Origin of the sequence: Aeromonas sp. FDAARGOS 1416 (genome assembly GCF_019048085.1) — a bacterium.
GTDB classification, from domain to species: Bacteria; Pseudomonadota; Gammaproteobacteria; order Enterobacterales; family Aeromonadaceae; genus Aeromonas; species Aeromonas veronii.
In genome coordinates this window covers 3,243,190-3,268,056 of sequence record NZ_CP077301.1, presented here as the reverse complement: position 1 = coordinate 3,268,056, position 24,867 = coordinate 3,243,190, and the positions used below count along the sequence as shown (strand labels likewise).

General features: G+C 61.6%; 20 protein-coding genes. 13 read left to right on the top strand and 7 right to left on the bottom strand.

The window, feature by feature from the left end; all coding sequences use genetic code 11:
- Positions 1-346 precede the first annotated feature (346 nt).
- Positions 347-802, top strand: a complete 456-nt coding sequence (locus I6L46_RS14670) for a hypothetical protein (RefSeq protein WP_204382250.1) — start codon at positions 347-349, stop codon at positions 800-802.
- A gap of 75 nt (positions 803-877) precedes the next feature.
- Here the strand turns inward: I6L46_RS14670 and argH are convergent, their stop codons facing one another.
- From argH to argC, 5 genes are all read right to left on the bottom strand, one after another.
- On the bottom strand, positions 878-2,263 hold the full coding sequence (argH, locus tag I6L46_RS14665) for an argininosuccinate lyase (protein ID WP_149152044.1): 1,386 nt from the start codon (positions 2,261-2,263) through the stop codon (positions 878-880).
- A gap of 210 nt (positions 2,264-2,473) precedes the next feature.
- Positions 2,474-3,709 (bottom strand): argininosuccinate synthase, encoded by a 1,236-nt coding sequence (locus I6L46_RS14660; protein WP_021231255.1) that lies wholly within the window; start codon positions 3,707-3,709, stop codon positions 2,474-2,476.
- Positions 3,710-3,777: 68 nt separating this feature from the next.
- Complete coding sequence (locus tag I6L46_RS14655) at positions 3,778-4,689, bottom strand: ornithine carbamoyltransferase (RefSeq protein WP_216976135.1); 912 nt, start codon at positions 4,687-4,689, stop codon at positions 3,778-3,780.
- A gap of 25 nt (positions 4,690-4,714) precedes the next feature.
- Entirely contained in the window at positions 4,715-5,494 is a 780-nt protein-coding gene (argB, locus tag I6L46_RS14650; RefSeq protein WP_005336097.1) for an acetylglutamate kinase, read from the bottom strand.
- Between the two features lie 22 nt (positions 5,495-5,516).
- Positions 5,517-6,524, bottom strand: a complete 1,008-nt coding sequence (argC, locus tag I6L46_RS14645; protein ID WP_064339283.1) for an N-acetyl-gamma-glutamyl-phosphate reductase — start codon at positions 6,522-6,524, stop codon at positions 5,517-5,519.
- 271 nt (positions 6,525-6,795) lie between these two features.
- Between argC and argE the strand changes: the two genes are divergently transcribed.
- The 4 genes from argE (at position 6,796) to I6L46_RS14625 (ending at position 12,632) form a co-directional block, all read left to right on the top strand.
- Positions 6,796-7,941, top strand: coding sequence for an acetylornithine deacetylase (gene argE / locus I6L46_RS14640; protein ID WP_216976133.1), 1,146 nt, complete (start codon positions 6,796-6,798; stop codon positions 7,939-7,941).
- A 231-nt stretch (positions 7,942-8,172) separates the two neighbouring features.
- Positions 8,173-10,806, top strand: coding sequence for a phosphoenolpyruvate carboxylase (ppc, locus tag I6L46_RS14635; RefSeq protein WP_216976131.1), 2,634 nt, complete (start codon positions 8,173-8,175; stop codon positions 10,804-10,806).
- Positions 10,807-11,100: 294 nt separating this feature from the next.
- Entirely contained in the window at positions 11,101-11,565 is a 465-nt protein-coding gene (gene ybaK / locus I6L46_RS14630; protein WP_005336092.1) for a Cys-tRNA(Pro) deacylase, read from the top strand.
- 182 nt (positions 11,566-11,747) lie between these two features.
- Positions 11,748-12,632 carry a hypothetical protein gene (locus I6L46_RS14625; protein ID WP_216976129.1) on the top strand — a complete coding sequence of 295 codons (885 nt, stop codon included), beginning with the start codon at positions 11,748-11,750 and terminating at the stop codon, positions 12,630-12,632.
- Here I6L46_RS14625 and I6L46_RS14620 read toward each other — a convergent pair.
- A complete protein-coding gene (locus I6L46_RS14620; protein ID WP_113740406.1) occupies positions 12,626-13,510 on the bottom strand; it encodes a LysR family transcriptional regulator in 885 nt (294 codons plus the stop codon). The genes I6L46_RS14625 and I6L46_RS14620 overlap by 7 nt on opposite strands.
- 134 nt (positions 13,511-13,644) lie before the next feature.
- On the opposite strand from I6L46_RS14620, the gene I6L46_RS14615 reads away from it, so the two are divergent.
- From I6L46_RS14615 to I6L46_RS14600, 4 genes are all read left to right on the top strand, one after another.
- The gene (locus I6L46_RS14615; RefSeq protein ID WP_040069042.1) at positions 13,645-14,046 is read left to right on the top strand and encodes a CidA/LrgA family protein; all 402 of its coding nucleotides are present in this window, start codon (positions 13,645-13,647) and stop codon (positions 14,044-14,046) included.
- Positions 14,039-14,728, top strand: coding sequence for an LrgB family protein (locus I6L46_RS14610; protein WP_041210813.1), 690 nt, complete (start codon positions 14,039-14,041; stop codon positions 14,726-14,728). The genes I6L46_RS14615 and I6L46_RS14610 overlap by 8 nt, the downstream gene beginning before the upstream one ends.
- A 74-nt stretch (positions 14,729-14,802) precedes the next feature.
- Positions 14,803-15,702: a hypothetical protein gene (locus I6L46_RS14605; protein WP_216976126.1), complete on the top strand. Its 900-nt coding sequence runs from the start codon at positions 14,803-14,805 to the stop codon at positions 15,700-15,702.
- A 277-nt stretch (positions 15,703-15,979) separates the two neighbouring features.
- Entirely contained in the window at positions 15,980-16,843 is an 864-nt protein-coding gene (locus tag I6L46_RS14600) for a patatin family protein (protein WP_216976124.1), read from the top strand.
- A gap of 90 nt (positions 16,844-16,933) precedes the next feature.
- Here I6L46_RS14600 and mutS read toward each other — a convergent pair whose 3' ends face one another.
- Positions 16,934-19,504: a DNA mismatch repair protein MutS gene (mutS, locus tag I6L46_RS14595; RefSeq protein ID WP_216976122.1), complete on the bottom strand. Its 2,571-nt coding sequence runs from the start codon at positions 19,502-19,504 to the stop codon at positions 16,934-16,936.
- Between the two features lie 250 nt (positions 19,505-19,754).
- Here mutS and pncC point away from each other — a divergent pair, with 250 nt between their 5' ends.
- The 4 genes from pncC to alaS all read left to right on the top strand — a co-directional run bounded on the left by pncC (position 19,755) and on the right by alaS (position 24,865).
- A complete protein-coding gene (gene pncC / locus I6L46_RS14590) occupies positions 19,755-20,246 on the top strand; it encodes a nicotinamide-nucleotide amidase (protein ID WP_040068991.1) in 492 nt (163 codons plus the stop codon).
- Between the two features lie 80 nt (positions 20,247-20,326).
- Complete coding sequence (gene recA / locus I6L46_RS14585; RefSeq protein WP_216976120.1) at positions 20,327-21,391, top strand: recombinase RecA; 1,065 nt, start codon at positions 20,327-20,329, stop codon at positions 21,389-21,391.
- A gap of 44 nt (positions 21,392-21,435) precedes the next feature.
- Positions 21,436-21,945, top strand: a complete 510-nt coding sequence (locus I6L46_RS14580) for a regulatory protein RecX (RefSeq protein WP_216978058.1) — start codon at positions 21,436-21,438, stop codon at positions 21,943-21,945.
- Positions 21,946-22,240: 295 nt separating this feature from the next.
- Positions 22,241-24,865, top strand: a complete 2,625-nt coding sequence (gene alaS, locus I6L46_RS14575) for an alanine--tRNA ligase (protein WP_005336056.1) — start codon at positions 22,241-22,243, stop codon at positions 24,863-24,865.
- The last annotated feature ends 2 nt before the right edge of the window (positions 24,866-24,867 follow it).

The window sequence follows — 24,867 nt, the reverse complement described above, 5'->3', positions numbered from 1 at the left end:
GTTATTCGGTGCCTGATCGCTGCGGTGCTTTTGTCAGGTTTTACTCTGTTGGTGCCATCAGCAGCGCAAGTGGCTCAAAGAGTTGGCGATCAGGGGGTGAAAGGAAGGGGTCGCGGCTCGGGTGGGCGGCAAAACGCTTTGCCACCACATTGCCACTACCGCCCGTGGCGGCAGCCACTGGCCGCCTGACACCCCTTTGCGCTCGGCCATCTCCTGCGTGCTGGTTGAATAAATAGATCAGCCATTCAAGGGATTAGCCGGTGTGGTGCGTTTTATCATCGTGCTGGCCCCGCTTATGCAGACCTCTTGGCAACACCATCAAGGGTCGTTGTCGCGGAGAGTTATCATGATCAGCAGCCTGCTTCCCCTTGCCTCGATCGCCCTCAATCTGGGCAGTCAGCTGCTTGGCAGCAGTAGCAAACCCCAGCCCGTGCAGCCTGCCGTGCAGGAGGCTCGCCTTGCCCCGACCGTCCAGAGTTTGTTCCAGCGACTCGGCATCAAGGATGCCGACAGCGAGCAGAACCGCGCTGCCATCAACCACTTTATGGGTGAGCTGATGCAGACTCTGGGGCAGGAGAATGTCGGCCAATCCCTCCCGGCTGCCATCGATAGCGCCCGCAACCAGCTGGCGAGCGGCACCCAGAGCACCCGCCTCGATGCCCTGCAAAGTGAGCTCGATACCCTCAAGGATTCCCTCGGTGCCAGCCATCTCAACCTCGATCAGTTGCTCGGTGCCTTTAAACAGACCCTGCCAAATGGCAAGGGGGAGGGGGTGGGCAAGCTGCTAAATGCCAGCGCGTGAACGGGGGGTGAGTAAACAGAAACGGCAACCGAGGTTGCCGTTTTGCTTTCAACTTTGGATGACAAGCCGGTTGGCTTAACCCACCCGCTTGGCCAGCCACTGCTCTGCGGCGGTAAGGGCCGCTTCTACCTGCTCCCGGGCAACGCCGCCTTTGGCGACCCGTTTGGCGAGGGTCGCTTCCAGCTCCAGGTTGGGGTAGACGTCGAACTCGATCACCGGGCTGAAGCGCTGGAACTCGCCGATGGAGAGCTCTTCCAGCGGTTTGCCCATGCTGATGGCAAAGACCACGGTTTCGCCGACGATATGGTGCGCTTCACGGAACGGAATCCCCTTGGCTACCAGATAGTCCGCCAGCTCGGTGGCGTTGGCGTAACCCCCCTGTGCCGCCGCCATGGTGCGCTCGCCATTCACTTTCAGATCGATCAGCACCAGCGCCGCCATATCGAGGCAGTCGTGCCAGGTGTCGAGGGCATCGAACAGCCCCTCCTTGTCTTCCTGCATGTCCTTGTTGTAGGCCAGCGGCAGCGCCTTGAGGCTCATCAGCATGCCCATCTGGGCGCCGACCACTCGGCCGGTCTTGCCACGAATAAGCTCCAACGCATCCGGGTTCTTCTTCTGCGGCATCAGCGACGAGCCGGAGGTAACCGCGTCGGAGAGTTCGACAAAGCCCGCCTCGCCGGTGTTGTAGAAGATAAGGTCTTCGGCAAAGCGCGACAGGTGGGTCATGGAGAGGGACGCCACGTGCATCAGTTCCACCACGTGATCCCGATCGGAGACCGAATCCAGACTGTTGCGGGTGGCACCGGCAAAGCCCATGTCGAGCGCCAAGGCTTCGCGGTCGATGGCATAGGCGGTGCCCGCCAGCGCACCGCAGCCGAGCGGGCTGGTGTCGAGGCGTTTGAGGGCATCCTGCAGCCGGGAATAATCCCGCTCGAGCATCTCCACATAGGCCAGCGCCCAGTGAGCGAAGGTGACCGGTTGGGCCCGCTGCAGGTGGGTGTAACCGGGCAGCACGGCGGCCTGATTGGCACGGGCGGAGGCGACCAGTCCCTGCTGCAGGGCGGTGATGGAGCCGAGCAGCAGCTCGCCCTGTGCCTTGCACCAGAGTTTCAGGTCGGTGGCGACCTGATCGTTGCGCGAGCGGCCGGTGTGCAGCTTCTTGCCAAGATCGCCGACGGCGGCGATGAGCTGGCTCTCGACCCAGGAGTGGATATCTTCGGCGTCCGAGCTCAGGATCTGCTGTGGATCCTGCTGCACCGAGGCGAGCAGCACCTCCATCGCCTGTTGCAACTTGCCCTGCTCATCGGCGGTCAATACGCCCACTTTCACCAGCGCTTTGGCCCAGGCCATGGAGCCCTGAATATCCTGCTCCGCCAAGCGGTAATCGAACCGCAGCGAATCGTTGAACTGCTTGAACCGGCTATCGGCTCCCTGACTGAAGCGTCCACCCCAAAGTGCCATACTGCTCTCCTTGAATGCGTTGTCGGCGGCGCCCTGGCCGCCGAGCTTGAAATCGTGCCCTGTTTTTCTGCGAGCCTGTTATCTCACAGAAGCGGCCGAGGCGCTGCCGCTCTTGTCACACCGCCGATGATGGGTCAGGGGGCTATGCTCTCTGCCTGTAGAAGAGGGGGCCATGCCCCCTCAACGGAATCAACGGGTTATCGCGCTTGCTTAGCCGTGGGTGTGATCGCCACCGATAGCCTGATGTTGCTCCTTCATGGCGCGGATCCGGCTGGCCAGGGTGTAGAGACGGATAAAGCCTTCGGCATGGCTCTGGTCATACACTTCATCGGCGCCGAAGGTGGCGAAGTCTTCGGAGTAGAGGCTGTTCGGCGACTTCTTCTGCACCGCGGTGACCTGACCCTTGTACATCTTCAGCACCACTTCACCGTCGAGATCTTCGGCGATGGCGTTGGCCGAGGCGAGGATCGCCTTGCACAGCGGGGTGAACCAGCGACCGTCATAGACCAGATGAGAGAACTCGGCACCCAGCTTTTCCCGCCAGGCGCGGGTCGGGCGATCCAGTACCAGCTCTTCCACGGCGCGCAGCGCGGCGACCATCACGGTACCGCCCGGGGTCTCGTAGCAGCCGCGGGACTTCATTCCCACCATCCGGTTTTCGGTGATGTCGATGCGGCCCACGCCGTGCTTGCCGGCACGCTCGTTCAGGGTCATCAGGATCTGGTGCGGGCTGAGCGGCTGGTCGTCAACGGCCACCACTTCACCCTGCGCCACGGTCAGCTTGACGTACTCCGGCTGGTCCGGAGCCTGCTCGGCCGATACGGTCCACTGCCAGACCGCTTCGGACGGCTCGTTCCAGGTGCTCTCCAGCTCGCCACCCTCGGTGGAGATGTGCCAGGCGTTAGCGTCGCGGCTGTAGATCTTCTTCAGGGTCGCCTTGCAGGGGATGTTGCGGGTCTCCAGATAGGAGAGCAGATCTTCCCGGGAGCGCATGTCCCAGATCCGCCAAGGGGCGATCACTTTCAGTTGGGGGGCCAGCGCGGCGACCGCGCCTTCGAAACGCACCTGATCGTTACCCTTGCCGGTGCAGCCGTGGGAGATGGCATCGGCCCCTTCCGCCAGCGCGGCCTCGACCATCGCCTTGGCGATCACCGGACGAGCCATGGAGGTGCCCAGCAGATAGGTGCCCTCATAGACGGCGCCGGTCTTCAGGGTCGGGTAGACGTACTCTTTGACGAACTCTTCCCGCAGATCCTTGATGATGCACTTGGTGGCACCGGAGGCGATCGCCTTCTGCTCGATCCCTTCCAGATCGTCGCGCTCCTGACCCACGTCGGCCACGAAGGCGATGATTTCGGCGTCATAGTGCTCTTTCAGCCAGGGGATGATGGCCGAGGTATCCAGTCCACCCGAGTAAGCCAGTACGATCTTGTTGATTCCGCTCATGTTACTTCTCTCCGTGATGATTCGATGATGATTCAATAAAAGGGTCGTGATTCAGGTTGATTGCCGCGTTACTTGCCGCCGAGAAGGGTCAGCAACACGGCGTTCTGGATATGCATCCGGTTTTCGGCCTCGTCCATGATGAGGGAGGAGGGGCCATCCATCACCTGCGAGGTGATCTCCAGCTCCCGATGAGCCGGCTGGCAATGCAGCACATGCTGGATGCCGGTGCGGTCGAGCAGGGCCTGATTGATCTGGTAAGGCATAAAGAGGTCTTTGACCTGCTCCATCGGGGTGTTGTCGCCCATGGAGACCCAGGTATCTGTGTAGGCCACGTCGAACCCTTCGATATCAGCCACGTCATCGCTGATGTGGATGGTCGCCCCCGACTTGGCCGCCAGTGCCTGCGCCTGCAGGAAGATCTGGGTATCCGGGCCGTGGCCTTTCGGGCAGATCAGGGTGACGTCGGTGCCGAGGGTGGCCCCCAGCAGCAGCAGAGAGTGGCTGACGTTGTTGCCATCACCGAGGTAGGCAAGTTTCACCTTCGACAGGTCGTCGTAGTGCTCGGCAATGGTCATAAAGTCGGCCAGCCCCTGACAGGGGTGGTAGAGGTTGCACAGGCTGTTCACTACCGGCACTGTGCCGTGCTCTGCCAGCTCGACCAGGGTCTGGTGATCGAACACCCGGGCGACGATGGCATCACACCAGCGCGACAGGTTGGCGGCGAAATCCTTCACCGACTCCCGCTTGCCCAGCGCGCCGTTCTGCTGATCCAGATAGACGCTGTGGCCGCCCAGTTTGGCGATGCCGATGTCGAAGGTGACCCGGGTGCGCAGGGAGGGCTTCTCGAACAGGGTGACCACGCTCTTGCCGGCCAGCGCCTGGCTGTACTTCTTCGGGTCGGCCTTCACGGCCTTGCCCAGCGCAATCAGCGCTTCAATCTGGGCTTTGTTCAGATCACTGTCTTTCAGAAGATGTTGCATCGGATGTTCCTTGTTCCGGTGGAGATCAAATGGCCACTTGGGTGCCGACCGCGCCGCCAGCCAGCAGCTTGAGCAGCTGATCCGGGTAGCGCCAGCTGGCGACACAGACCGGCTTGCCGAGGGTCTCGGCGGCGTGCAGGGCCGCTTCAACCTTGACCGCCATGCCGTCGCGGATCACCCCTTTCTCCATCAGATCCAGCGCGGTCAGCTTGTCGAGCTGGGGCACCAGCTTGCCCTTGCCATCGAGGATGCCGCTTACGTCGGAGAGCATCACCAGATCGGCACCGAGCGCCTCGGCAATGGCGGTGGCCGCCTGATCCGCGTTGACGTTCATCAGCTGCCCCTCGGCGGTGATGCCGATGGAGCTCACCACTGGCAGGAAGCCCTGACCGAGGATGCCTGCTACCAGCGCCGGGTTGCCCGGCTTGCACTCGCCGACCGCGCCGAGATCCGGGTCGAGCTGGGTCACCTGACAGAGGCCGCCATCCGCCAGGCAGAGCCCCACCGCCGGAATGCCGGTGGCGATCGCCTTGGCCATCATCTGCTTGTTGGCCGTCCCGGCCAGCGCCCCGGCAATGAAGGGGATCTGCTCGAACGGGGTCACCCGCAGGCCGTTCTTCTTGGTAGAGGTGAGACCCAGCCCCTTGAGCAGGTCATCCACCAGACAGCCACCGCCGTGCACCAGCACCAGCGGACGGTGCTGATCGTCGAGAAAAGTTTTGAGGGTGGCGAACAGGGCGGTCAGCGCCTCGTCGTTCTCGATAAGGGCGCCGCCCAGCTTGATTACCAACGTCTGTTTGTCCATGTTCGAGATCCTTCCTAAGTCCTTAAATCAGGCCGGTGGCCGGTTCAAAACCAAATTTGATATTTATGCACTGCATGGCTTGCGAGGCGGCGCCCTTGAGCAGGTTGTCGATGGCGGAGACCACCACCAGCATGTTGCCCTGCTGTTGCCAGGCGATATCACAGTAAGGGGTGTTTGCCACACCGCGAATGGATGGCATCTGGCCGGTGAGGCGCACCAGCGGCTTGCCTTCGTAAGCCTTGAGGAAGGCCTGATCCACCTGGGTGGGGGTGACGCCGTCCGCCAGCTGCACATAGATGGTGGCCAGGATGCCGCGCACATAGTTGCCAAGGTGGGGCTGGAACAGCACCTCCTTGCCGAGGTGGTGGCTGATCTCCGGCTGGTGTCTGTGATTGAAGGTGCCGTAGGGATTGAGGCTCACTTCGCAGAAGCTGGTGTTGATGGCGGCCTTGCGCCCGGCGCCAGAGACCCCGGAGACTGCGTTGATGATGGGCTGCCAACCCTTGGCAATCAGGCCATCCTGCTGCAGCGGCTTGAGGGCGCACAGCGATGCGGTCGGGTAGCAACCCGGCACCGCAATCAGCTGGGCGCTGGCGATGGCATCGGCATTCCACTCCGCCAGGCCGTAGGCGGCCTGATCCAGCCACTGTTCGCTCTGGTGGGTGAAGCCATAGAAGCTGTCGTAGAAGCCCTGATCCTTGACCCGGAAGGCGCCGGAGAGATCGAACACCGGCAGCCCCTTGGCGAGAAACTTGGGTGCCAGCTCGGCGCTCACCTCGTGGGCGGTGGCCAACAGTACCAGATCGGCCTGGGTCAGGATCCGGGTCATGCCATCCTCGTCCAGCGGCAGCAGCGGTTGATCGAGGGCTCCGACCCACTGGGGATGCAGGGAAGAGAAGCGCTTGTGGGCATCCTGACTGCCGGCGGAGACATAGAGGCCGAACAGTTTGAGTTGTGGATGGTTCTGTACCAGTGCGGCCAGTTCGGCTCCCGCGTAGCCACTGGCACCGACGATAACGGTGTTAAGCATGTTGAATATTCCAAGTCAGAGTTCGAGATTCACAGCATGACGCTGCAGTGCACAAGGGGGTTCGATCGCCCCTTTGCACAAGTGCGGAGGGGCAATTCAGGCGGGTGTGTGTCGTCGGTTATAGATCAGGTGACAGAACATTAACTTTCCCTTACAACTAGAAGCCTTTGTTGATGAGCCAGATATTCAGGTAAAACTACAGAATATTCATGCACTCACTTTGCATTTGTATTTTCTAACAGAAACATTCCGGGGACGCAAGGAGGAGCTGATGGCCAATCTGGATTTTTTTTCACTTTATAAGAATATTATTGCGACTCCCTCTATCAGCAGCACGGATCCCAAGTGGGATCAGAGCAACGAGGCGGTGATCCGGTTGCTGGCCGACTGGTTCGGTCAGCTCGGTTTTCAGTGCGAGGTGACGGCGCTCCCCGACCTGCCGGGCAAGTTCAATCTGGTGGCGACGATCGGTCAGGGGGAAGGCGGTCTGCTACTGGCGGGTCACACCGATACGGTGCCGTTCGATGAGGGGGGGTGGAGCAAGGATCCCTTCAAGGTGACCGAAGAGGGCAACCGTCTCTATGGTCTCGGTACCATCGATATGAAGGGCTTCTTCGCCTTTATCGTCGAGGCGCTGAAAGATATTGACCTCACCAAGCTGACCAAGCCGCTGCGTATCCTCGCTACCGCCGACGAAGAGACCACCATGGCGGGGGCTCGCGCCATCGCCGCGGCGGCGGAGCTCAAACCCGACTACGCCGTGATTGGCGAACCGACTGGACTGGTGCCGGTGGTTGCCCATAAGGGGCATATGTCGGAGGCGATCCGCATTACCGGCAAGAGCGGTCACAGCTCGGATCCCGCCAACGGCGTCAACGCCATGGAGATCATGCACAAGGCGATGGGGCAGGTGCTGCGCTTGCAGCAGGATCTGAAAGATTGTTACGCCGACCACCGCTTTGCCGTGCCGCAGCCGACTCTGAACCTGGGTTACATTCAGGGCGGCGACAGCCCGAACCGCATCTGCGGCTGCTGCGAGCTGCATATCGACCTGCGACCCACTCCGCAGGTGGGGCCGGATGAGTTGATGGGGATGCTCAAAGAGGCGCTGTCACCCATCGAGATCCACCAGCCGGGCTGCCTGCATCTGCAACATCTGCACGAGCCTATTCCCGCCTATGCCTGCGCCGACGACTCTGTGCTGGTGCGCGAAGCTGAGAAGGCGAGCGGTCGTGCCGCCGAGTCGGTCAACTACTGCACCGAGGCGCCGTTTATCCAGCAGCTTGGCTGCGAGACCATAGTGATGGGCCCAGGTCATATCACCCAGGCGCACCAGCCAGATGAGTATCTCGACCTCTCCTTCGTCAAGCCGACAACCTCGGTGTTGCAGCACCTGATCAGACGTTTTTGCCTGTAGCGGCGGCGGTGAAAGGGGCGTAAAAACTGTAAGTAAGTTACATAACAAGCCGGTTGTGGAGTGGTGATGGAAATACATGTTCTGAATCGGCCTGTTATTTGACCTTGCGCAGACAATCTGGGTAGATTGTCACCCTAAGATGACGGAGCATATGTTGTAATCGCACAACAATAAGTGAGGTCGTCTAGCACCCCGGATGGGTGTCAGGCACCAACAAGATAAGGATGTGGAATGAACGAAAAGTACGCCGCACTACGCGCCAACGTAGGTATGCTGGGTCAGCTGCTGGGTAAATCCATCAAGGATCATCAGGGTCAGGCCTTTCTCGACAAGATCGAAACTATTCGCCAATTGGCCAAGTCCTCCCGCAAGGGCAATGAATCAGACCGGGAACGTCTGCTCGATACCCTGCGCACCCTGAGCGATGACGAACTGCTGCCAGTGGCCCGCGCCTTTAGCCAGTTCCTCAATCTGGCCAACGTGGCGGAACAGTTCCACACCATCTCCCGTCGCTGCGAAGAGCAGGTCTGCACCCCGGATCCGCTGGAGCAGATGTTCGACAAGCTGAAAGCGTCCAACCTGTCGCAAGAGGCCATCATTCAGGCCGTGCGCGAGCTGGATATCGATCTGGTGCTGACCGCTCACCCCACCGAGGTGACCCGTCGCACCCTGATCCACAAGCACGTACAGCTCAACGACTGTCTCGAGGCGCTGGAGCTCTCCGACCTGCTGCCCCGCGAGCGGGACAAGATCCTCAATCGCATCGAACAGCTCATCAATCAGGCGTGGCACACCAACGAGATCCGCGAACAGCGCCCGACTCCAGTCGACGAGGCCAAGTGGGGCTTCGCCGTGGTGGAGAACAGCCTGTGGCCTGCCATCCCAGAATTCATGCGCAATCTGGACGAGCGTTTGCAACACCATCTGGGTGTGCGGCTGCCGCTGGATGCCGCGCCGGTCAAGTTCACCTCCTGGATGGGCGGTGACCGTGACGGCAACCCCTTCGTCACCGCCAAGGTGACTGCCGAAGTGCTGGAGCTGGGCCGCTGGATGGCGGTGAGCCTGTTCTACAAAGACATCAAGGAGCTCACCTCCGAGCTCTCCATGTCCGACTGTACCGACGCTGTGCGCGCTCGCGTTGGCGATCACCCAGAGCCCTACCGTGCGCTGGTGCGCGAGCTGCGTGAAGCGCTGCGCGAAACCAAGGAGCACCTCACTGCCAAGGTGCAGGGTCAGGTGAGCGAGAGCCAGGATCTGGTCAAGACTACCGCCCAGCTGCGCGAGCCGCTGGAGCTCTGCTACCAATCATTGCACGCTTGCGGCATGGGTAATATCGCCGATGGCATGTTGCTGGACGTGCTGCGCAAGGTCGCCTGTTTCGGCATCCATCTGGTCAAGCTGGATATCCGTCAGGATGGCGAGCGTCACGGGCTGGTCTTCTCCGAGCTGACCCGCTATCTGGGTCTGGGTGACTACGCCGAGTGGAGCGAAGATGACAAGCAGGCCTTCCTGCTCAACGAACTCAACTCCCGTCGCCCGCTCATTCCTCACGACTGGGAGCCGAGCGCCGAGGTGCGCGAGACGCTGGATACCTGTCAGGTCATCGCCCAGCACGACCCCGATGCGTTCGGTATCTACATCATCTCCATGGCCGGTGCGCCGTCCGACGTGCTGTCGGTGCAACTGCTGCTCAAAGAGGCGGGCTGCAAGTTCCGCATGCCGGTCGCCCCGCTGTTTGAAACCCAGGATGACCTGATGGCAGGCACAGCCGTGATGGAGCGTCTGCTCTCGGTGGACTGGTATCGCGGCTACATTCAGGGCCGTCAGTACGTGATGATCGGTTACTCCGACTCTGCCAAGGATGCGGGCATGATGGCCGCAGGCTGGGCCCAGTACGCCGCCATGGAATCCCTGGTGGGTCTGGCCGAAGCCAACAATATTCGCCTCACCCTGTTCCATGGCCGTGGCGGTACCGTCGGTCGTGGCGGTGCGCCTGCCCATCAGGCGATCCTCTCCCAGCCGCCGGGATCCCTGCGCGGCGGTCTGCGTACCACCGAACAGGGGGAGATGATCCGCTTCAAGTTCGGTCTGCCGAAAGTGGCGATCAAGAGTCTGGAGCTCTACACCAGCGCCGTGCTGGAAGGGAACCTGCTGCCACCGCCCAAGCCGAAAGAGTGCTGGCGCGAGGTGATGGAACAGCTGGCCGCCGACTCCTGCGATCACTACCGCAGTATCGTGCGCGGTCATCCAGACTTCGTCCCTTACTTCCGTGCCGCCACCCCGGAGATGGAGCTCGGCAAGCTGCCGCTCGGCTCCCGTCCCTCCAAGCGCAAGCCCAACGGCGGCGTCGAGAGCCTGCGCGCAATTCCGTGGATCTTCGCCTGGACCCAGAACCGCCTGATGCTGCCGGCCTGGCTCGGTGCCCACAAGGCGCTGCAACAGGCCATCGACGGCGGCAAGCTGGCCGTGCTGGAAGAGATGAGCGCCCAGTGGCCCTTCTTCCGCACTCGTCTTGAGATGCTGGAGATGGTGTTCCTCAAAGCGGACGTCTGGCTCGCCGAGTACTACGACACCCGTCTGGTGCCGCAGGAGCTGTGGGGCCTTGGCAAACAGCTGCGTCAGGAGCTCGCCGAATCCATCGAGGTGGTGCTGAAACTGAGCCCGCGCGGGGATCTGCTGGAGGATCAGCCCTGGATCAAGGAGTCCATCAAGCTGCGCAATCCCTACACAGACCCGCTCAACGTGCTGCAGGCCGAGCTGCTCAACCGCTCCCGCAACCACCCGGAGACCCTGCACCCCGAGCTGGACAAGGCGCTGATGGTCACCATCGCCGGTATTGCTGCAGGGATGCGTAATACGGGTTGATTACCAGTCCAGGCCAACAGGCTTCAGCGATATCTATCAAGCCAAAGGGCGCCGACAAGGCGCCCTTTGTTTTTGGCTGTATTTCGTTGGGGGCACGCCTTGCTCCGCTCGGAAATGATCTTAGCTCGGACTCGTCTTGTGTTTCATACGGCAAGTGGCACATTTCACCTTGTTAATGGCACCCTACGTATTATCGGTGATGGGTACAGATTTCCCCTCCAACTTGCATCCTCCTTCACGCAGGCGCAGACTGTTTGGCCTTGTTTTTATGCGATTCGATTCAAGGCAACCATCATGACTCCTGCCATCAACCTGCTGAAGAAGCTCAAGATCCCCCACAAGCTCTACCCCTACGAGTGCGAAGCCCACGACGATTTCGGCAAGCATGCCGCGACCCAGCTCGGGCTGCCGGAGGCGCAGGTGTTCAAGACTCTGGTAGCCCATCACGACAAGCAGGCGGTGGTGGCCATCGTTCCCTCATCCGGCATGTGCAGTCTGAAACAGCTGGCCAAGGCGACCGGCCTCAAGAAGGTGGAGATGATGAAGCCGGCTGAGGCGGAGAAGCTGACCGGTTACAAGGTGGGCGGCATCAGCCCGCTGGCCCAGAAGAAACTGCTGCCCACTGTGCTCGACGAGTCGGCGCTGCAGTTTGACGAGATCCTGGTGAGCGGCGGCAAGCGCGGCCTCTCGGTCGGCGTGGCGCCGCAGGATATGCTGACGCTGATGAAGTGGATCGCCGCTCCCATCGGCGAAGAGTAGTGCCGGGCACAGTGTGAACCTGCCCTCCGGGCCTGTGGTGGCCCGGAGGCGATGTGACTCGTGAGGATATCTGCCCGCGTCCCCCTGTTTGTCGTGTTGCTTATCCTCGCACAGGCCGCGCCACGGTGGGCACCCACGCTCAGGGCTACACTGAAAGTACCCCTTCAGCCAAGGCGTGGTTTATGTCACCCCTGCATCTGCTGGCTGCCGCTCTTCTCTGCGTGTTGTCGCTGACCGGACAGGCGGCCACCCGGTTTACCTATATCAGCCCGGAGAGCGAGCGGGATCCGCGCACTACTTATGATCGAGAGCTGCTGCGGCTCGCCCTCGACAAGACCCGCGACCAGTTTGGCGACTATCTGCTGGAGCCTGCGCCGCCCATGACCAAGGCGCGCGAGCGGCTCAGTATGCAGCTCGACAGCTATCCCAACCTCTTTGTGATGGACAGCTACAGCAGCACCCGCGAGGATCTGGGGCTCGCCTATGTCCGTTTTCCCATCCATCTGGGCATCGTCAGCTACCGCATCTGTTTTGTCAGCCCGCAGCAAAAGGGGGCGGTGAGCAAAGTGACCGACCTCAAGGGGCTGCGCCAGTTCACCTTCGGTCAGGGCAAGGGGTGGCTGGATGTGGACATCCTGCGTTACGCCGGGATGGAGGTGGTGGAAGTGGAGGGGTACGAGAAGCTGTTCAAAATGGTGGCGCGGGGCCGCTTCGATCTCTTCTGCCGCGGGGTGAGCGAGCTGCGCAGCGAGCAGCTGACCCACAAGGAGATGACGGACCTGCTGGTGGATGACGCGCTGGTGATCTACTACCCGCTGCCCCGGGTTTTCTACACCAATCCCAACAATCGCGAGGCGTTGCAGCGGGTCGAGCGGGGGTTGCAGCTGGCGTGGCAGGATGGCTCGCTACAGGCGCTGTGGCGCAGGAGCTTTGGCCCGGCCATCGCCTTTGCCAAGCTATCCCAGCGCCGACTGTTGCGACTGGATAATCCCTTCCTCGACGGGATCAGCTTCGATTACCGCCCCTACTTCTACAATCCGCAAACCGATCGCTTCGGCGATTACTGAGGTGCCTGCCGCTGGCGGCAGAGGGCCAGCCAGGCCTCGGCGGTGCGCGACAGATAGCGCTCGCTCGGCCAGATCACCCCGAGTCGCCAGCTCAATTCGGGCTCCAGCGGCCGCAGCACCAGACCATCCGGGGTCAGCCGGTTGCAGACCGGCTCCGGCAAGAAGGCGACCCCCATGCCGCTGCGTACCATGGCGGTGAGAAAATCCCACTGGCTGCTGCGCGCCGCCACCTGCGGCACAAAGCCCGCCTCTTGACACGCCTGCTCCAGCCGCTCGCTCAGGGTAAACGCCTGGGTATAGAGCAGGAAGGGCTCCTCCTGCAGAGACTCCAGCCGCAGCGGTGCATCGCCATGCCAGCGCGGTTGATCAGGCAGCACCACCCGGATCGGGTATTGATCCAGCTCCAGCGCGCTGAGGGCGCCCCCCTCTTTGGTCGGCAGCATGGTGATGGCGAGATCCAGCTCCCCCTCCAGCACCGCCTGTTCGATGCGGCGACCGCCGTACTCCACCAGGGTCAGCTCCACCTTGGGATAGCGGCTGCGGTAGGCGCGGATCAGGTCCGCATAGACATGACCCACCATGGGGGGAATGCCGAGGGTGAGGCGACCATGTTGCAGGCTCTGCAGATCCGCCAGTTCGGCCTCCAGCTGCTGCATCTCCGCCAAGATGGTCTGGGCACGGTTGAACAGCACCTGGCCGCTGTCAGTCAGGGTGAAGCGGCGCCCTTCCCGGTTGAGCAGGGGCTGGCCCAGCTCCTCTTCGATATTGCGGATCATCTTGCTGATGGTTGGCTGGGTGACAAACAGCTTTTCAGAGGCGCGGGTGAAGCTTTTTTCCCGCACCAGTTCGACAAAATAGCGCAGGGCGCGAATATCCATGGACTCTCTCGACTCGTGTTGGCGGGTGCGGGATGAAGTATGCCTATGCGGCATGATTTTGATAATTTTAATTCATTTCTGGCAGGTTTTACTCAACTCTATACTGTGAGCCGGTTCACAGAAAGACGATGATCATGAAAGCCCTCTGCTTGCGCTGGTTACAGACTCCCTTCCAGATTGTGTTGCTGGCAGCCATCTGGCTGCTGGCCGATACCGCGGTGCGTACCCTCCATCTGCCGCTGCCCGCCAACCTCACCGGCATGCTGTTGCTGCTGGCCTGCATCCTGCTCGGGGTGGTTAAGGCCGAGTGGTTCAGCGCGGGGGCTCGCTGGCTGCTGGCCGAGATGCTGCTCTTCTTCGTCCCCGCCGTAGTCGCGGTGGTCAACTATCAGGATCTGCTGTTGCAGGAGGGGTGGCGCATCATGGTGGTGCTGCTGGTGAGCACTACCCTGGTACTCGGCACCACGGCGCTGGTGGTGGATCGGGTTTACCGCCTCGAACTGAAACTGGCCCGCCGGAGTCGCCGTCATGTCTGATACCCTGCTCGGGCTGATCTGTTTCGCCCTCACCCTGCTCTTCTACTACGCCAGCAAATGGCTCTATGGCAAGAAACGCATTCTGCCACTGATGCCGCTGCTGCTGGCACCGACCCTGCTGGTGGCCGTGGTGCTGCTGTTCCACATCCCCTATCAGGATTACATGGCGGAATCCCACTGGCTGCTCTGGCTGCTGGGCCCCGCCACCGTTGCCTTCGCGGTGCCGGTCTACGAGAACCGCCAGCTCATTCGTCGCCACTGGTTGTCGCTGTCGGTGGGGGTGGTCGCCTCAGTTATTATGGCGGTGGGGAGTACCGTGCTGCTGGCCCGTTGGCTGGATCTCTCCGACATGCTGCAACGCAGTCTGGCGATGCGCTCCATCACTACGCCGTTTGCGGTGGAGGCGACCCGCGCCATCGGCGGTCAGAGCGATCTTACCGCGCTGTTTGTGGTGCTGACTGGCGTCATCGGTATGGCGGTGGGGGAGAGCGTGCTCACCGTGCTGGCCATTCGCAGCCGTCTCGGCAAGGGGGCGGGGTTTGGTGCCTCGGCCCACGGCGCTGGTACTGCCAAGGCTTATCAGATGGGTAATGAGGAGGGAGTGGTCTCCAGCATGGTGATGATGATTGCCGGTATGGTGACCGTGCTGCTGGCGCCCCTGCTGGGCCGGATGTTCTGGTAGGCCTGGCTTCCCTTTAGAAGGCTGCTCGCCCCGGCGCTACACTCTAGTGAGCCTGTATTTCCGGGATGAGCAGTATGACCTTTCATCGCCTCGCTTCCTGCTTGCTGCTGTGCAGTCTTTCCCTCCTTGCCAGTCCCCTAAGGGCGAGCGATGTCATCACTCACATCAGCCCCGAGAGCGATCGGGACTTGCGTACCCTCTATTTTCGCGATCTGTTGCAGCTGGCGCTGGAGAAGACCCGCGACAGCTTCGGTGACTACGAGCTGCGAACCGCGCCGCCGATGAACCGTATCCGGATGCGACAGATTGTGCAGACTCAGCAATACCCCAATCTGTTTGTGGCCGACAGTCTGCGTCCGGCCGCGGAGAGCGGAGCGCTGGATTACGTCCGTTTTCCGGTGGAGCTTGGCATCCTCGGTTATCGCATCTGCTTTGTCAGTCCGCAGCAGGCCGACGCAGTGGCAAGGGTTAATACCCTGACCGACCTGCAGCAATTTCTGCACGGGCAGGGACGTGGCTGGCAGGATGCGGAGATCCTGCGTCATGGGGGATTCAAGGTGCAGGAGATCGACGGTTACGAGCGGCTGTTCAAGCTGGTGGCTCGCGGTCGCATCGATCTGTTTTGCCGCGGGGCCAACGAGCTCTTCATCGAGCAGGAGCAGCACAGTGATCTGCCCGGCCTCACCGTGGATCGGCGAGTGGCGCTGCACTATCCCTTCCTCCACCTCTTCTACACCCACAAGGATAATCAGGCCGCCATCCGCCGCCTCTCGGTCGGCCTCAAACTGGCGTGGCGGGATGGCTCGCTGCAACAGCTCTGGCTGCGCCACTTCAAACCTTCCCTTGAGCAGGCGCAGCTCCCCAGGCGCCTGCTGTTCGAGTTGGCCAATCCGCGCCTTGATAAGGTGGACTTTGATTATCGGGCCTACCACTACAACCCCGTCGACGGGACGTTCGGGCCCGGGCTGCCTTGATCCTGATGGTGTTGTTCCCGGATAAAGGGCCGGATCTGCCGATGCGCTTAAGCATGCCAAAAAGGCATGTTTTTTATTATTTAAATTCATTTTTTGAAGGTTGGTGCGCTGCATATACTGGGGGTCGCTTCACGGTTCAGGTTTGCTCCTGCCCGCTTCTGGCTTGTGCGAGTGAGCCTGAATCGTCCTGCTGCGGCGTCTTGATGTTCTGCATGAAGGCGTCCATCACTGGGCCGGGATCGATCCCGGCAGGTATTACAGCTGACGGAGCCTTGTTATGTTTAATCCCCACTCTTGCGCCCTGATTGTCGAAGGGGGCGCGATGCGCGGCATCTTTGCCAGCGGCGTGCTCGATGCGTTTGCTGAAAGCCACCACTACCCGTTCGATTTCGTCATGGGCGTCTCGGCCGGTGCCACCAATCTGGTCTCCTATCTGAGCGAGCAGCCGCGCCGCAGTCACCACATCATCACCGAGCTGGCTTGCAGCTCCCGGTTTCTCGATCCCCTGCGTTTCGTCAAAGGGGGCGATCTGGTGGACATCGGCTGGCTGTGGCAGGCCAGTCGCCATCGCTTCCCGCTCGATCTCGAGACCTTCTGCGCCCGCGACATTCCCTTCTACGCGGTGGCGACCGATGTGGCGAGCGGCAAGGCCATCTATCTGCCGGTGCGGCCCGACAACATGGATGAGGTGCTGACTGCCACCTGCGCTCTGCCGGTGGTGCAGCACGATACCCCCTGCGTCGATGGCCGCCCGATGGCCGATGGCGGGATCAGCGACTCCATTCCGGTGATCGAGGCCTATCGGCGCGGGGCGCGGCGGATGACAGTGGTGCTGTCGGAACCCTGGGGATATCGCAAGAAGCCGGCCCGTTTCTGCTGGATGGTCAAAGCCTTGCTGAAAACCCAGCCGGCACTGGCGCAAGCCATGCTGGAGCGGGATCGTGCCTACAACCGGGCACTCGATTTCATTGCCAATCCCCCTGCCGATTGCGAGATCGAGGTGATCGCGCCACCGGCCGATTTTATGGTCTCCCGTTTTACCCAGGACCCGGTCAAGCTGGAGTCCGGTTATCTGCAGGGTTACTGGCAGGGGCGCCAGAGTCTGTTGCGGGCCCGTGGAGAGGCGCGAGCGGTGGCCTGACTGGTTTGCCGGGTGCTGAATATGATGCGTTGAACATAAAAAGGGGAACCACGCGGTTCCCCTTTTGCATGCTTGCGCGGCGGCAGCTGCTTACAGCATCTGCTTGAGGCGATAGAGCAGGTCGAGGGCCTGACGGGGGGTGAGCTCGTCCGGGCGCACTGCTTCCAGCTCTTCCACCACCGGATGAGGCTGCGGGGCGAGGGCCACCGGTGCCGGGCGGCTTTCACCGGCGGCGACCGGAGTGGCGCTCTCCAGCTCGTGCAGCTTGTGGCGGGCCTGCTGGATCACTGATTTCGGCACCCCAGCCAACGCCGCCACTTGCAGACCGTAGGAGCGGCTGGCCGCCCCTTCCTGCACCGCGTGCATAAAGGCGATGGTGTCGCCGTGCTCCACCGCATCGAGGTGGACGTTGGCCAGCCCTTCCATCAGCTCCGGCAAGCGGGTCAGCTCGAAGTAGTGGGTGGCAAACAGGGTGTAGGCGCCGATCTTGCTCGCCAGCTGCTCGGCGCAGGCCCACGCCAGCGAGAGGCCGTCGTAGGTGCTGGTGCCGCGGCCAATCTCGTCCATCAGCACCAGACTGCGGGCGGTGGCGTTGTTGAGGATATTGGCGGTCTCGGTCATCTCCACCATGAAGGTGGAGCGTCCCGATGCCAGATCATCCGATGCCCCGATGCGGGTGAAGATGCGGTCGATGGGGCCGATGCGGGCGCTGTCGGCGGGGACGAAGGCGCCGATATGGGCCAGCAGCACGATCAGCGCGGTCTGGCGCATGTAGGTCGATTTACCGCCCATGTTGGGGCCGGTGATGATCAGCATCCGTCGCTCCCGCTCCAGCCGGATCGGGTTGGCGATGAAGGGGTCGGTCATCACCTGCTCCACCACCGGATGGCGGCCCGCCTCGATGATGATCTGATCTTCGTCGATGAGGGTGGGGCAGCGATAGTCGAGGGTCTCGGCCCGCTCGGCCAGGTTGGCCAGCACGTCCAGCTCCGCCAGTGCGGCGGCGGAATCCTGCAGATCGCCGAGGTGGGGCAGCAGGGCGTCGAGCAGCTCTTCGTAGAGCCGTTTCTCCAGCGCCAGCGCCTGGGACTGGGCGGTGAGTACCTTGTCCTCGTACTTCTTCAGCTCATCGATGATGTAGCGTTCGTTGTTCTTGAGGGTCTGGCGGCGGATGTAGTGGGCCGGCACCAGATGGCTGTTGGCGCGGCTCACCTCGATATAGAAGCCGTGCACCTTGTTGTAACCCACCTTGAGGGTGTTGATGCCGGTCAGCAGCTTCTCCCGCTCCTCGATGCGGGCGAGGCTGGCGGTGGCACCGTTGGCCAGATCCCGCAGCTCGTCCAGCTCCTGATTGAAGCCGTCACGGATGACGCCACCATCGCGGATCAGCACCGGCGGCACCTCCATCACCGCGCGCTCCAGCAGGTCGAGCAGCTCGGGGAAGGTGCTGGCCCGCTCGCGCAGCTGCTGCACCGCCTCGTGCTCGCTCTCCGCCAGCAGGCGCTGCAGTTCGGGCAGCTGGGCGAAAGCCTGCCGCAGCCGGGTGAGATCGCGCGGACGGGCCGAGCGCAGGGCCAGACGCGCCAGCACCCGCTCCACATCGCCGACCTGACGCAGCAATCCGCCCAACTCGTCATAGAGGTTCTGCTCGATCAGCTCCTTGATGGTGCTCTGGCGACCTTTGAGGATCACCCGATCGCGGATCGGCTGGTGGATCCAGCGCTTGAGCAGGCGGCTGCCCATCGGCGTGGCAGTGCAATCGAGCACGGCGGAGAGGGTGTTGTCATGGCCGCCGGCGAGATTCTGGGTCAGCTCCAGATTGCGGCGGGTGGCGGCATCCATGATGACCGCATGATCGGGCTGCTCGAGGCGCACGCTGCGAATGTGGGGCAGGGCGGTGCGCTGGGTGTCCTTGACGTACTGCATCAGACAACCGGCGGCGCACAGGGCGGTCTCGCTCTTGTCTACGCCAAAGCCCACCAGATCCTGGGTGCCGAACTGCTGGCAGAGCAGCTTGCGAGCGGTGCCCAGCTCAAACTCCCACTCCGGGCGGCGACGCAGGCCGCGGCGACCCTCGATATGGTGCAGGAACTCGAAGGATTCGGGATAGAGCAGTTCGGCCGGATTGGTGCGCTGCAGCTCTGCCAGCAGGGTCTCTTCTTTCTCGAACTGGTTGATGAAGAAGCGGCCGGAGCCGATGTCCATGGTGCCATAGCCGAAGCGGCGGCCATCGTGATAGACGGCGGCGATCAGGTTGTCCTGCCGCTCGCTGAGCAGCGCCTCGTCGGAGACGGTACCCGGGGTGATGATGCGAATAACCTTGCGCTCCACCGGCCCCTTGCTGGTGGCGGGATCCCCCACCTGTTCGCAGATGGCGGCCGACTCGCCGAGCTGCACCAGCTTGGCAAGATAGCCCTCGATGGCGTGATAGGGCACCCCCGCCATCGGGATGGGGCTACCCGCCGACTGGCCGCGCTTGGTCAGGGAGATATCGAGCAGCTGGGAGGCCTTGCGGGCATCGTCATAGAACAGCTCGTAGAAGTCGCCCATCCGGTAGAACAGCAGGATCTCCGGGTTCTCGGCCTTGAGGCCAAGGTACTGCTGCATCATGGGCGTGTGGGCGCTCAGATTGGCGCCGCTGGCTTGGTGTTGTGCGGTCATGTTCTGTTCCAGAAGGGGCCTCTGCGGGCCAGTGTCTGCGGTGATTAGCCTTGAGCTTGATGGCGCCATTCTACACATAAGCGCCGCGGCGGGGGAGCGGGTGTTCCGGGCGCGGTTGTTCTGCACTATTGAAGGCATGACACCGGTGCGGCACCTCACATTGCTGCAGGCAAGGGCGGTCTGCCGTGGTTGCGGGCGGCGCTAGCGGGATCGCATAATGTGCCTCTTGAGCGGATCAGAAGGAGTCGTGATGAAACTGGATGCAGAGATAGAGCACCTTGCCATCGAGCTGGGACGGGCCCTTGGCCAGCGGGGCTGGCTGGCAGCGACCGCCGAATCCTGTACCGGCGGTGGGGTGGCTACGGCTATTACCGACATCGCGGGCAGCTCCGGCTGGTTCGATCGCGGATTTGTCACCTACACCAACGAGGCCAAGCAGCAGATGTTGGGGGTGAGCAGCGATAGCCTTGAACAGCACGGTGCAGTGAGCGAAGCGGTGGTGCTGGAGATGGCCCGCGGCGCGCTGGCGTACTCGTCTGCCTCCATCAGCGTTGCTATCAGTGGCATCGCCGGCCCCGGCGGCGCCACAGAGGGCAAGCCGGTCGGCACCGTCTGGTTCGCCTGGGCCGATCGCAACGGTCGTCACCACTCCCTGCTCGCCCGCTTCGACGGGGATCGCCGACAGGTGCGCCAGCAGGCGGTGAGACAGGCCTTGTCGGGTCTGTTGGCCCTGCTCAGATAAATTGGGCTTGATACTGTATGAATAGACAGTATACTTAGCCCAACTTCACTTCTTACTCACGATTTCCAGCGGAGATTGGCATGGATCAGAACAAACAGAAGGCACTGGCGGCTGCGCTGGGTCAGATTGAAAAGCAGTTCGGCAAAGGTTCCATCATGCGTCTGGGCGACAGCAAGACCATGGATATCGAAGCCATCTCTACCGGTTCCCTCTCGCTGGACGTGGCGCTGGGCATCGGCGGTCTGCCGTGTGGCCGTATCGTCGAAATCTACGGCCCGGAATCTTCCGGTAAAACCACCCTTACCCTGCAGGTGATCGCGGAAGCCCAGAAGAAAGGCAAAACCTGTGCCTTCGTCGATGCGGAACACGCCCTCGACCCTATCTATGCTGCCAAGCTGGGCGTCAACGTCGACGACCTGCTGATCTCTCAGCCGGATACCGGTGAACAGGCGCTGGAGATCTGCGACATGCTGGTTCGCTCCAACGCGGTTGACGTTATCATCGTCGACTCCGTGGCGGCCCTGACCCCGAAAGCGGAAATCGAAGGGGAGATGGGTGACTCCCACGTTGGTCTGCAGGCCCGTCTGATGTCCCAGGCGCTGCGCAAGCTGACTGCCAACATCAAGAACGCCAACTGCCTGTGCATCTTCATCAACCAGATCCGGATGAAGATCGGCGTCATGTTCGGTAGCCCAGAGACCACTACCGGTGGTAACGCGCTCAAGTTCTACGCCTCCGTGCGTCTGGATATCCGTCGTATCGGCGCCATCAAGGAAGGCGACGAAGTGGTCGGTAACGAGACCCGCGTCAAAGTGGTCAAGAACAAGGTGGCCCCGCCCTTCAAGCAGGCCGAGTTCCAGATTTTCTATGGCGCTGGCATCTCCAAAGAGGGTGAGCTGGTGGATCTGGGCGTCAAGCACAAGCTGATCGACAAGGCCGGTGCCTGGTACAGCTACAACGGTGAGAAGATCGGTCAGGGCAAGGCCAACGTGATGAAGCTGTTCGCCGAGAACAAGGCGATGGCTGGCGAAGTGGAAGCCAAGCTGCGCGAGCTGCTGCTCTCCGGTGCCGTGCCAGTCGATGACAAGGCTGCACCGGTTGAGGCAGACGAGTTCGATGCCGAAAGCGAACAAGAGTTCGAATAAGGAACAAAGGAAGGCCGGGTATCTACCCGGCCTTGTTATTTATGATGGTTGATGAATCCGTTACCGAACCGGTCGAGCCTGCCGAGCCGACCTTTGCCGAACAGCTGGCCGCTGCCCGTGGCTATGCCATGCGCAGTCTGGCCCGCCGCGAGAGTGCCGAGTCGGAGCTGACCAGACGCCTGCGCCAGCAGGGCTATCAGGAAGAGGTGATCGAGGCGGTGGTCAACTACTGCCGCGGTTACAACTGGGTCAATGACGAGCGATATGGTGCCATGGCGGTGCGGGCCGGTGCCGCCAAGGGGCATGGCCCGCTCAAGATCCGTTTCGACCTGCGCCGCAAGGGGCTGGACGATGGCCAGATCGATGCCGCCTTCGAGCAACCCGAGCTGGACTGGTTCGAGCTTGCCTTCGATCTGTTGGAGCGACGGGCAAAAATTGCCGATCTGGCGGATTTCAAGCTGCGGATGAAGTGGCTCAAGTATCTGCTGGGGCGCGGCTTTACCCAGGATCAGGCTCGTTACGCCATCTCTGCCCTGCAGGAGCGGGAAGAGTAACGCCACTGCGTGGCAAACGTTGTTTCACCTCTCCTTATGGCAGGTTTTTCCTGCCCGTTCAGTAGCTTGCGCGCACAATCCCGAAAAAGCGGCCTTTTGTTTATCTCATCCCTCTTTATGCGCTGCTTTTTTGCCTCTCGATAGTGAAAAAAGCCACTGTGAGCAGTGGCGCTCTTTTCTGGCCCGTTTATGTGCGCTTTTTCGCCCGTGGCGGCCCTGTCCGTTTTACTTTACCCCGCAGAAAACTTACATTAATGCGGTTAAAAGTCCGTATTCGAATCAAGCAGGATTTTCCATGTATATGTCCACGTCAGAGATTCGCGCTGCGTTTCTCGAGTATTTCCGTTCCCAGGGGCACCAGGTTGTCTCCTCCAGCTCGCTGGTACCGCATAACGACCCGACCCTGTTGTTTACCAACGCGGGTATGAACCAGTTCAAGGACGTGTTCCTTGGCGCAGACAAGCGTGCCTACAATCGCGCGACGACTTCCCAGCGTTGCGTGCGTGCCGGTGGTAAGCACAACGATCTGGAAAACGTCGGCTATACCGCTCGTCACCACACCTTCTTTGAAATGCTGGGCAACTTCAGTTTCGGTGACTACTTCAAGCAGGATGCCATCAAGTTTGCATGGGGCTTCCTGACCGAGGTGCTGCAGCTGCCGAAAGATCGCCTGCTGGTGACCGTCTACGCGACTGACGATGAAGCTTTCGATATCTGGGAAAAAGAGGTTGGTGTCCCGGCCGATCGCATCGTGCGCATCGGTGACAACAAGGGGGCCCCTTACGCTTCCGACAACTTCTGGGCGATGGGCGATACCGGCCCGTGCGGTCCCTGCACTGAGATCTTCTATGACCACGGCGATCACATCTGGGGCGGCCGTCCCGGCTCACCGGAAGAGGATGGCGACCGTTTCATCGAGATCTGGAACGTGGTGTTCATGCAGTTCAACCGTCAGGCTGACGGCACCATGGAGCCGCTGCCGCGTCCGTCCGTGGATACCGGCATGGGTCTGGAGCGTATCTCTGCCATCATGCAGGGTGTCCACTCCAACTACGAAATCGACATCTTCCAGGCGCTGATCAAGAAAGCGGCCGAGATTGTCGGCACCACCGATCTGAGCAACCAGTCCCTGCGCGTCATCGCTGACCACATCCGCTCCTGCGCCTTCCTGGTGGCAGATGGCGTGATGCCGTCCAACGAAGGTCGTGGCTATGTGTTGCGTCGCATCATCCGCCGCGCCGTGCGTCACGGTCGCAAGCTGGGCGCGACCGATGTCTTCTTCTACAAACTGGCTGCCGAGCTGGCAGTGCAGATGAAGGATGTCGCTGCCGAGCTGATCGCCCAGCTGCCGCTGGTCGAGCGCGTGCTGCGCATCGAAGAGGAGCAGTTCGTCCGCACCCTGGATCGCGGTCTGCTGCTGCTGGAAGATGCTCTGGCCAACCTGGGTGATGCCAAGGTTATTCCGGGTGAGGTGGTGTTCAAGCTCTATGACACTTACGGCTTCCCGGCCGACCTGACTGCCGACGTGGTGCGCGAGCGCGAGATCGGCATCGACGAAGAGGGCTTCAAGGCCGAGATGGAGAAGCAGCGTGCTCGTGCCAAAGAGGCCTCCAGCTTCGGCGTGAACTACAACGAGATGCTCAAGCTCGACTTCGAGACCCCCTTCACCGGGTACAAGACCCTGACCGAGCGTACCCGCGTGGTCGGTATCTACAAGGGTGTGGAAGAGGTGAGCGGTCTTATCGCCGGTGACGAAGCGGTCATCGTGCTGGAAGAGACCCCCTTCTACGCCGAGTCCGGCGGCCAGATCGGCGACAGCGGTACCCTGAAAGTGGACGACGGTATCTTTGCCGTGACCGACACCCTGAAAGCGGGCAAGGCGATCATCCACAAGGGCTACATGGAGCTGGGTACCCTGGAGAAGGGCGCCGAAGTGGAAGCCGTGGTAGACGCTGACCGTCGTCAGGCCATCGCCCTGAACCACTCCGTAACTCACCTGCTGCATGCTGCCCTGCGTCAGGCTCTGGGCGAGCATGTCACCCAGAAAGGTTCTCTGGTAGGGGCCGAGCGCATGCGCTTTGACTTCTCCCACTTCGAGGGGCTGACCATGGCGACCATTCGCCGGGTCGAGGAGCTGGTCAACAACCAGATCCGCGCCAACCATGAAATCACCACCCAGCTGATGGATCTGGAAGCGGCCAAGTCCGCCGGTGCCATGGCGCTGTTTGGTGAGAAATATGAAGACGACGTGCGCGTGGTGCGCATGGGCGACTACTCCACCGAGCTGTGCGGCGGTACTCACGCCAAGCGCACCGGCGATATCGGCTTCTTCAAGATCATCGCCGAGAGCGGTATCGCAGCTGGCGTGCGCCGTATCGAAGCGGTGACCGGCAAAGCCGCCATCGACTTCATGCATCAGGTTGGCGAGCAGATCGAAGAGGCTGCCGCACTGGTGAAAGGTGATCAGTTCTGCATCGCCGACAAGGTTCGCCAGATGCTGGACAAGGCCAAGATGATGGAGCGCGAGCTGGAGCAGCTCAAGGCCAAGCTGGCCGCTCAGGCCGGTAACGACCTGCTGGGTCAGGTGATCGAGATCAACGGTCAGAAGGTGCTGGTTGCAGCGCTGGAAGGGGCCGATCCGAAATCCCTGCGCGGCATGCTGGACGAACTGAAGAACCAGATGAAGTCCGGTGTTGTACTGCTGGCCACCTGTGCCGACGGCAAGGTCAACCTGATCGCCGGCGTCACCAACGACCTGACCGGCAAGGTCAAGGCCGGTGAGCTGGTCAATCTGGTTGCCCAGCAGGTGGGTGGCAAGGGCGGTGGCCGTCCGGACATGGCACAGGCGGGTGGTACTCAGCCTGAGGCGGTGCCGGCAGCGCTGCAATCCGTTCACTCCTGGCTGGAAGAGCGCCTGTAATC

What these genes read in the sequence shown, in the direction of transcription:
- recA (WP_216976120.1), top strand. Translation starts at nt 20,327, where the DNA reads ATGGATCAGAACAAACAGAAGGCACTGGCGGCTGCGCTGGGTCAGATT.
- I6L46_RS14660 (WP_021231255.1), bottom strand. Translation starts at nt 3,709, where the DNA reads ATGAGCGGAATCAACAAGATCGTACTGGCTTACTCGGGTGGACTGGAT.
- I6L46_RS14605 (WP_216976126.1), top strand. Translation starts at nt 14,803, where the DNA reads ATGACCTTTCATCGCCTCGCTTCCTGCTTGCTGCTGTGCAGTCTTTCC.
- argC (WP_064339283.1), bottom strand. Translation starts at nt 6,524, where the DNA reads ATGCTTAACACCGTTATCGTCGGTGCCAGTGGCTACGCGGGAGCCGAA.
- I6L46_RS14670 (WP_204382250.1), top strand. Translation starts at nt 347, where the DNA reads ATGATCAGCAGCCTGCTTCCCCTTGCCTCGATCGCCCTCAATCTGGGC.
- argB (WP_005336097.1), bottom strand. Translation starts at nt 5,494, where the DNA reads ATGGACAAACAGACGTTGGTAATCAAGCTGGGCGGCGCCCTTATCGAG.
- I6L46_RS14620 (WP_113740406.1), bottom strand. Translation starts at nt 13,510, where the DNA reads ATGGATATTCGCGCCCTGCGCTATTTTGTCGAACTGGTGCGGGAAAAA.
- I6L46_RS14625 (WP_216976129.1), top strand. Translation starts at nt 11,748, where the DNA reads ATGTCACCCCTGCATCTGCTGGCTGCCGCTCTTCTCTGCGTGTTGTCG.
- ybaK (WP_005336092.1), top strand. Translation starts at nt 11,101, where the DNA reads ATGACTCCTGCCATCAACCTGCTGAAGAAGCTCAAGATCCCCCACAAG.
- argE (WP_216976133.1), top strand. Translation starts at nt 6,796, where the DNA reads ATGGCCAATCTGGATTTTTTTTCACTTTATAAGAATATTATTGCGACT.
- I6L46_RS14610 (WP_041210813.1), top strand. Translation starts at nt 14,039, where the DNA reads ATGTCTGATACCCTGCTCGGGCTGATCTGTTTCGCCCTCACCCTGCTC.
- I6L46_RS14615 (WP_040069042.1), top strand. Translation starts at nt 13,645, where the DNA reads ATGAAAGCCCTCTGCTTGCGCTGGTTACAGACTCCCTTCCAGATTGTG.
- I6L46_RS14580 (WP_216978058.1), top strand. Translation starts at nt 21,436, where the DNA reads ATGGTTGATGAATCCGTTACCGAACCGGTCGAGCCTGCCGAGCCGACC.
- mutS (WP_216976122.1), bottom strand. Translation starts at nt 19,504, where the DNA reads ATGACCGCACAACACCAAGCCAGCGGCGCCAATCTGAGCGCCCACACG.
- ppc (WP_216976131.1), top strand. Translation starts at nt 8,173, where the DNA reads ATGAACGAAAAGTACGCCGCACTACGCGCCAACGTAGGTATGCTGGGT.
- pncC (WP_040068991.1), top strand. Translation starts at nt 19,755, where the DNA reads ATGAAACTGGATGCAGAGATAGAGCACCTTGCCATCGAGCTGGGACGG.
- alaS (WP_005336056.1), top strand. Translation starts at nt 22,241, where the DNA reads ATGTATATGTCCACGTCAGAGATTCGCGCTGCGTTTCTCGAGTATTTC.
- I6L46_RS14600 (WP_216976124.1), top strand. Translation starts at nt 15,980, where the DNA reads ATGTTTAATCCCCACTCTTGCGCCCTGATTGTCGAAGGGGGCGCGATG.
- I6L46_RS14655 (WP_216976135.1), bottom strand. Translation starts at nt 4,689, where the DNA reads ATGCAACATCTTCTGAAAGACAGTGATCTGAACAAAGCCCAGATTGAA.
- argH (WP_149152044.1), bottom strand. Translation starts at nt 2,263, where the DNA reads ATGGCACTTTGGGGTGGACGCTTCAGTCAGGGAGCCGATAGCCGGTTC.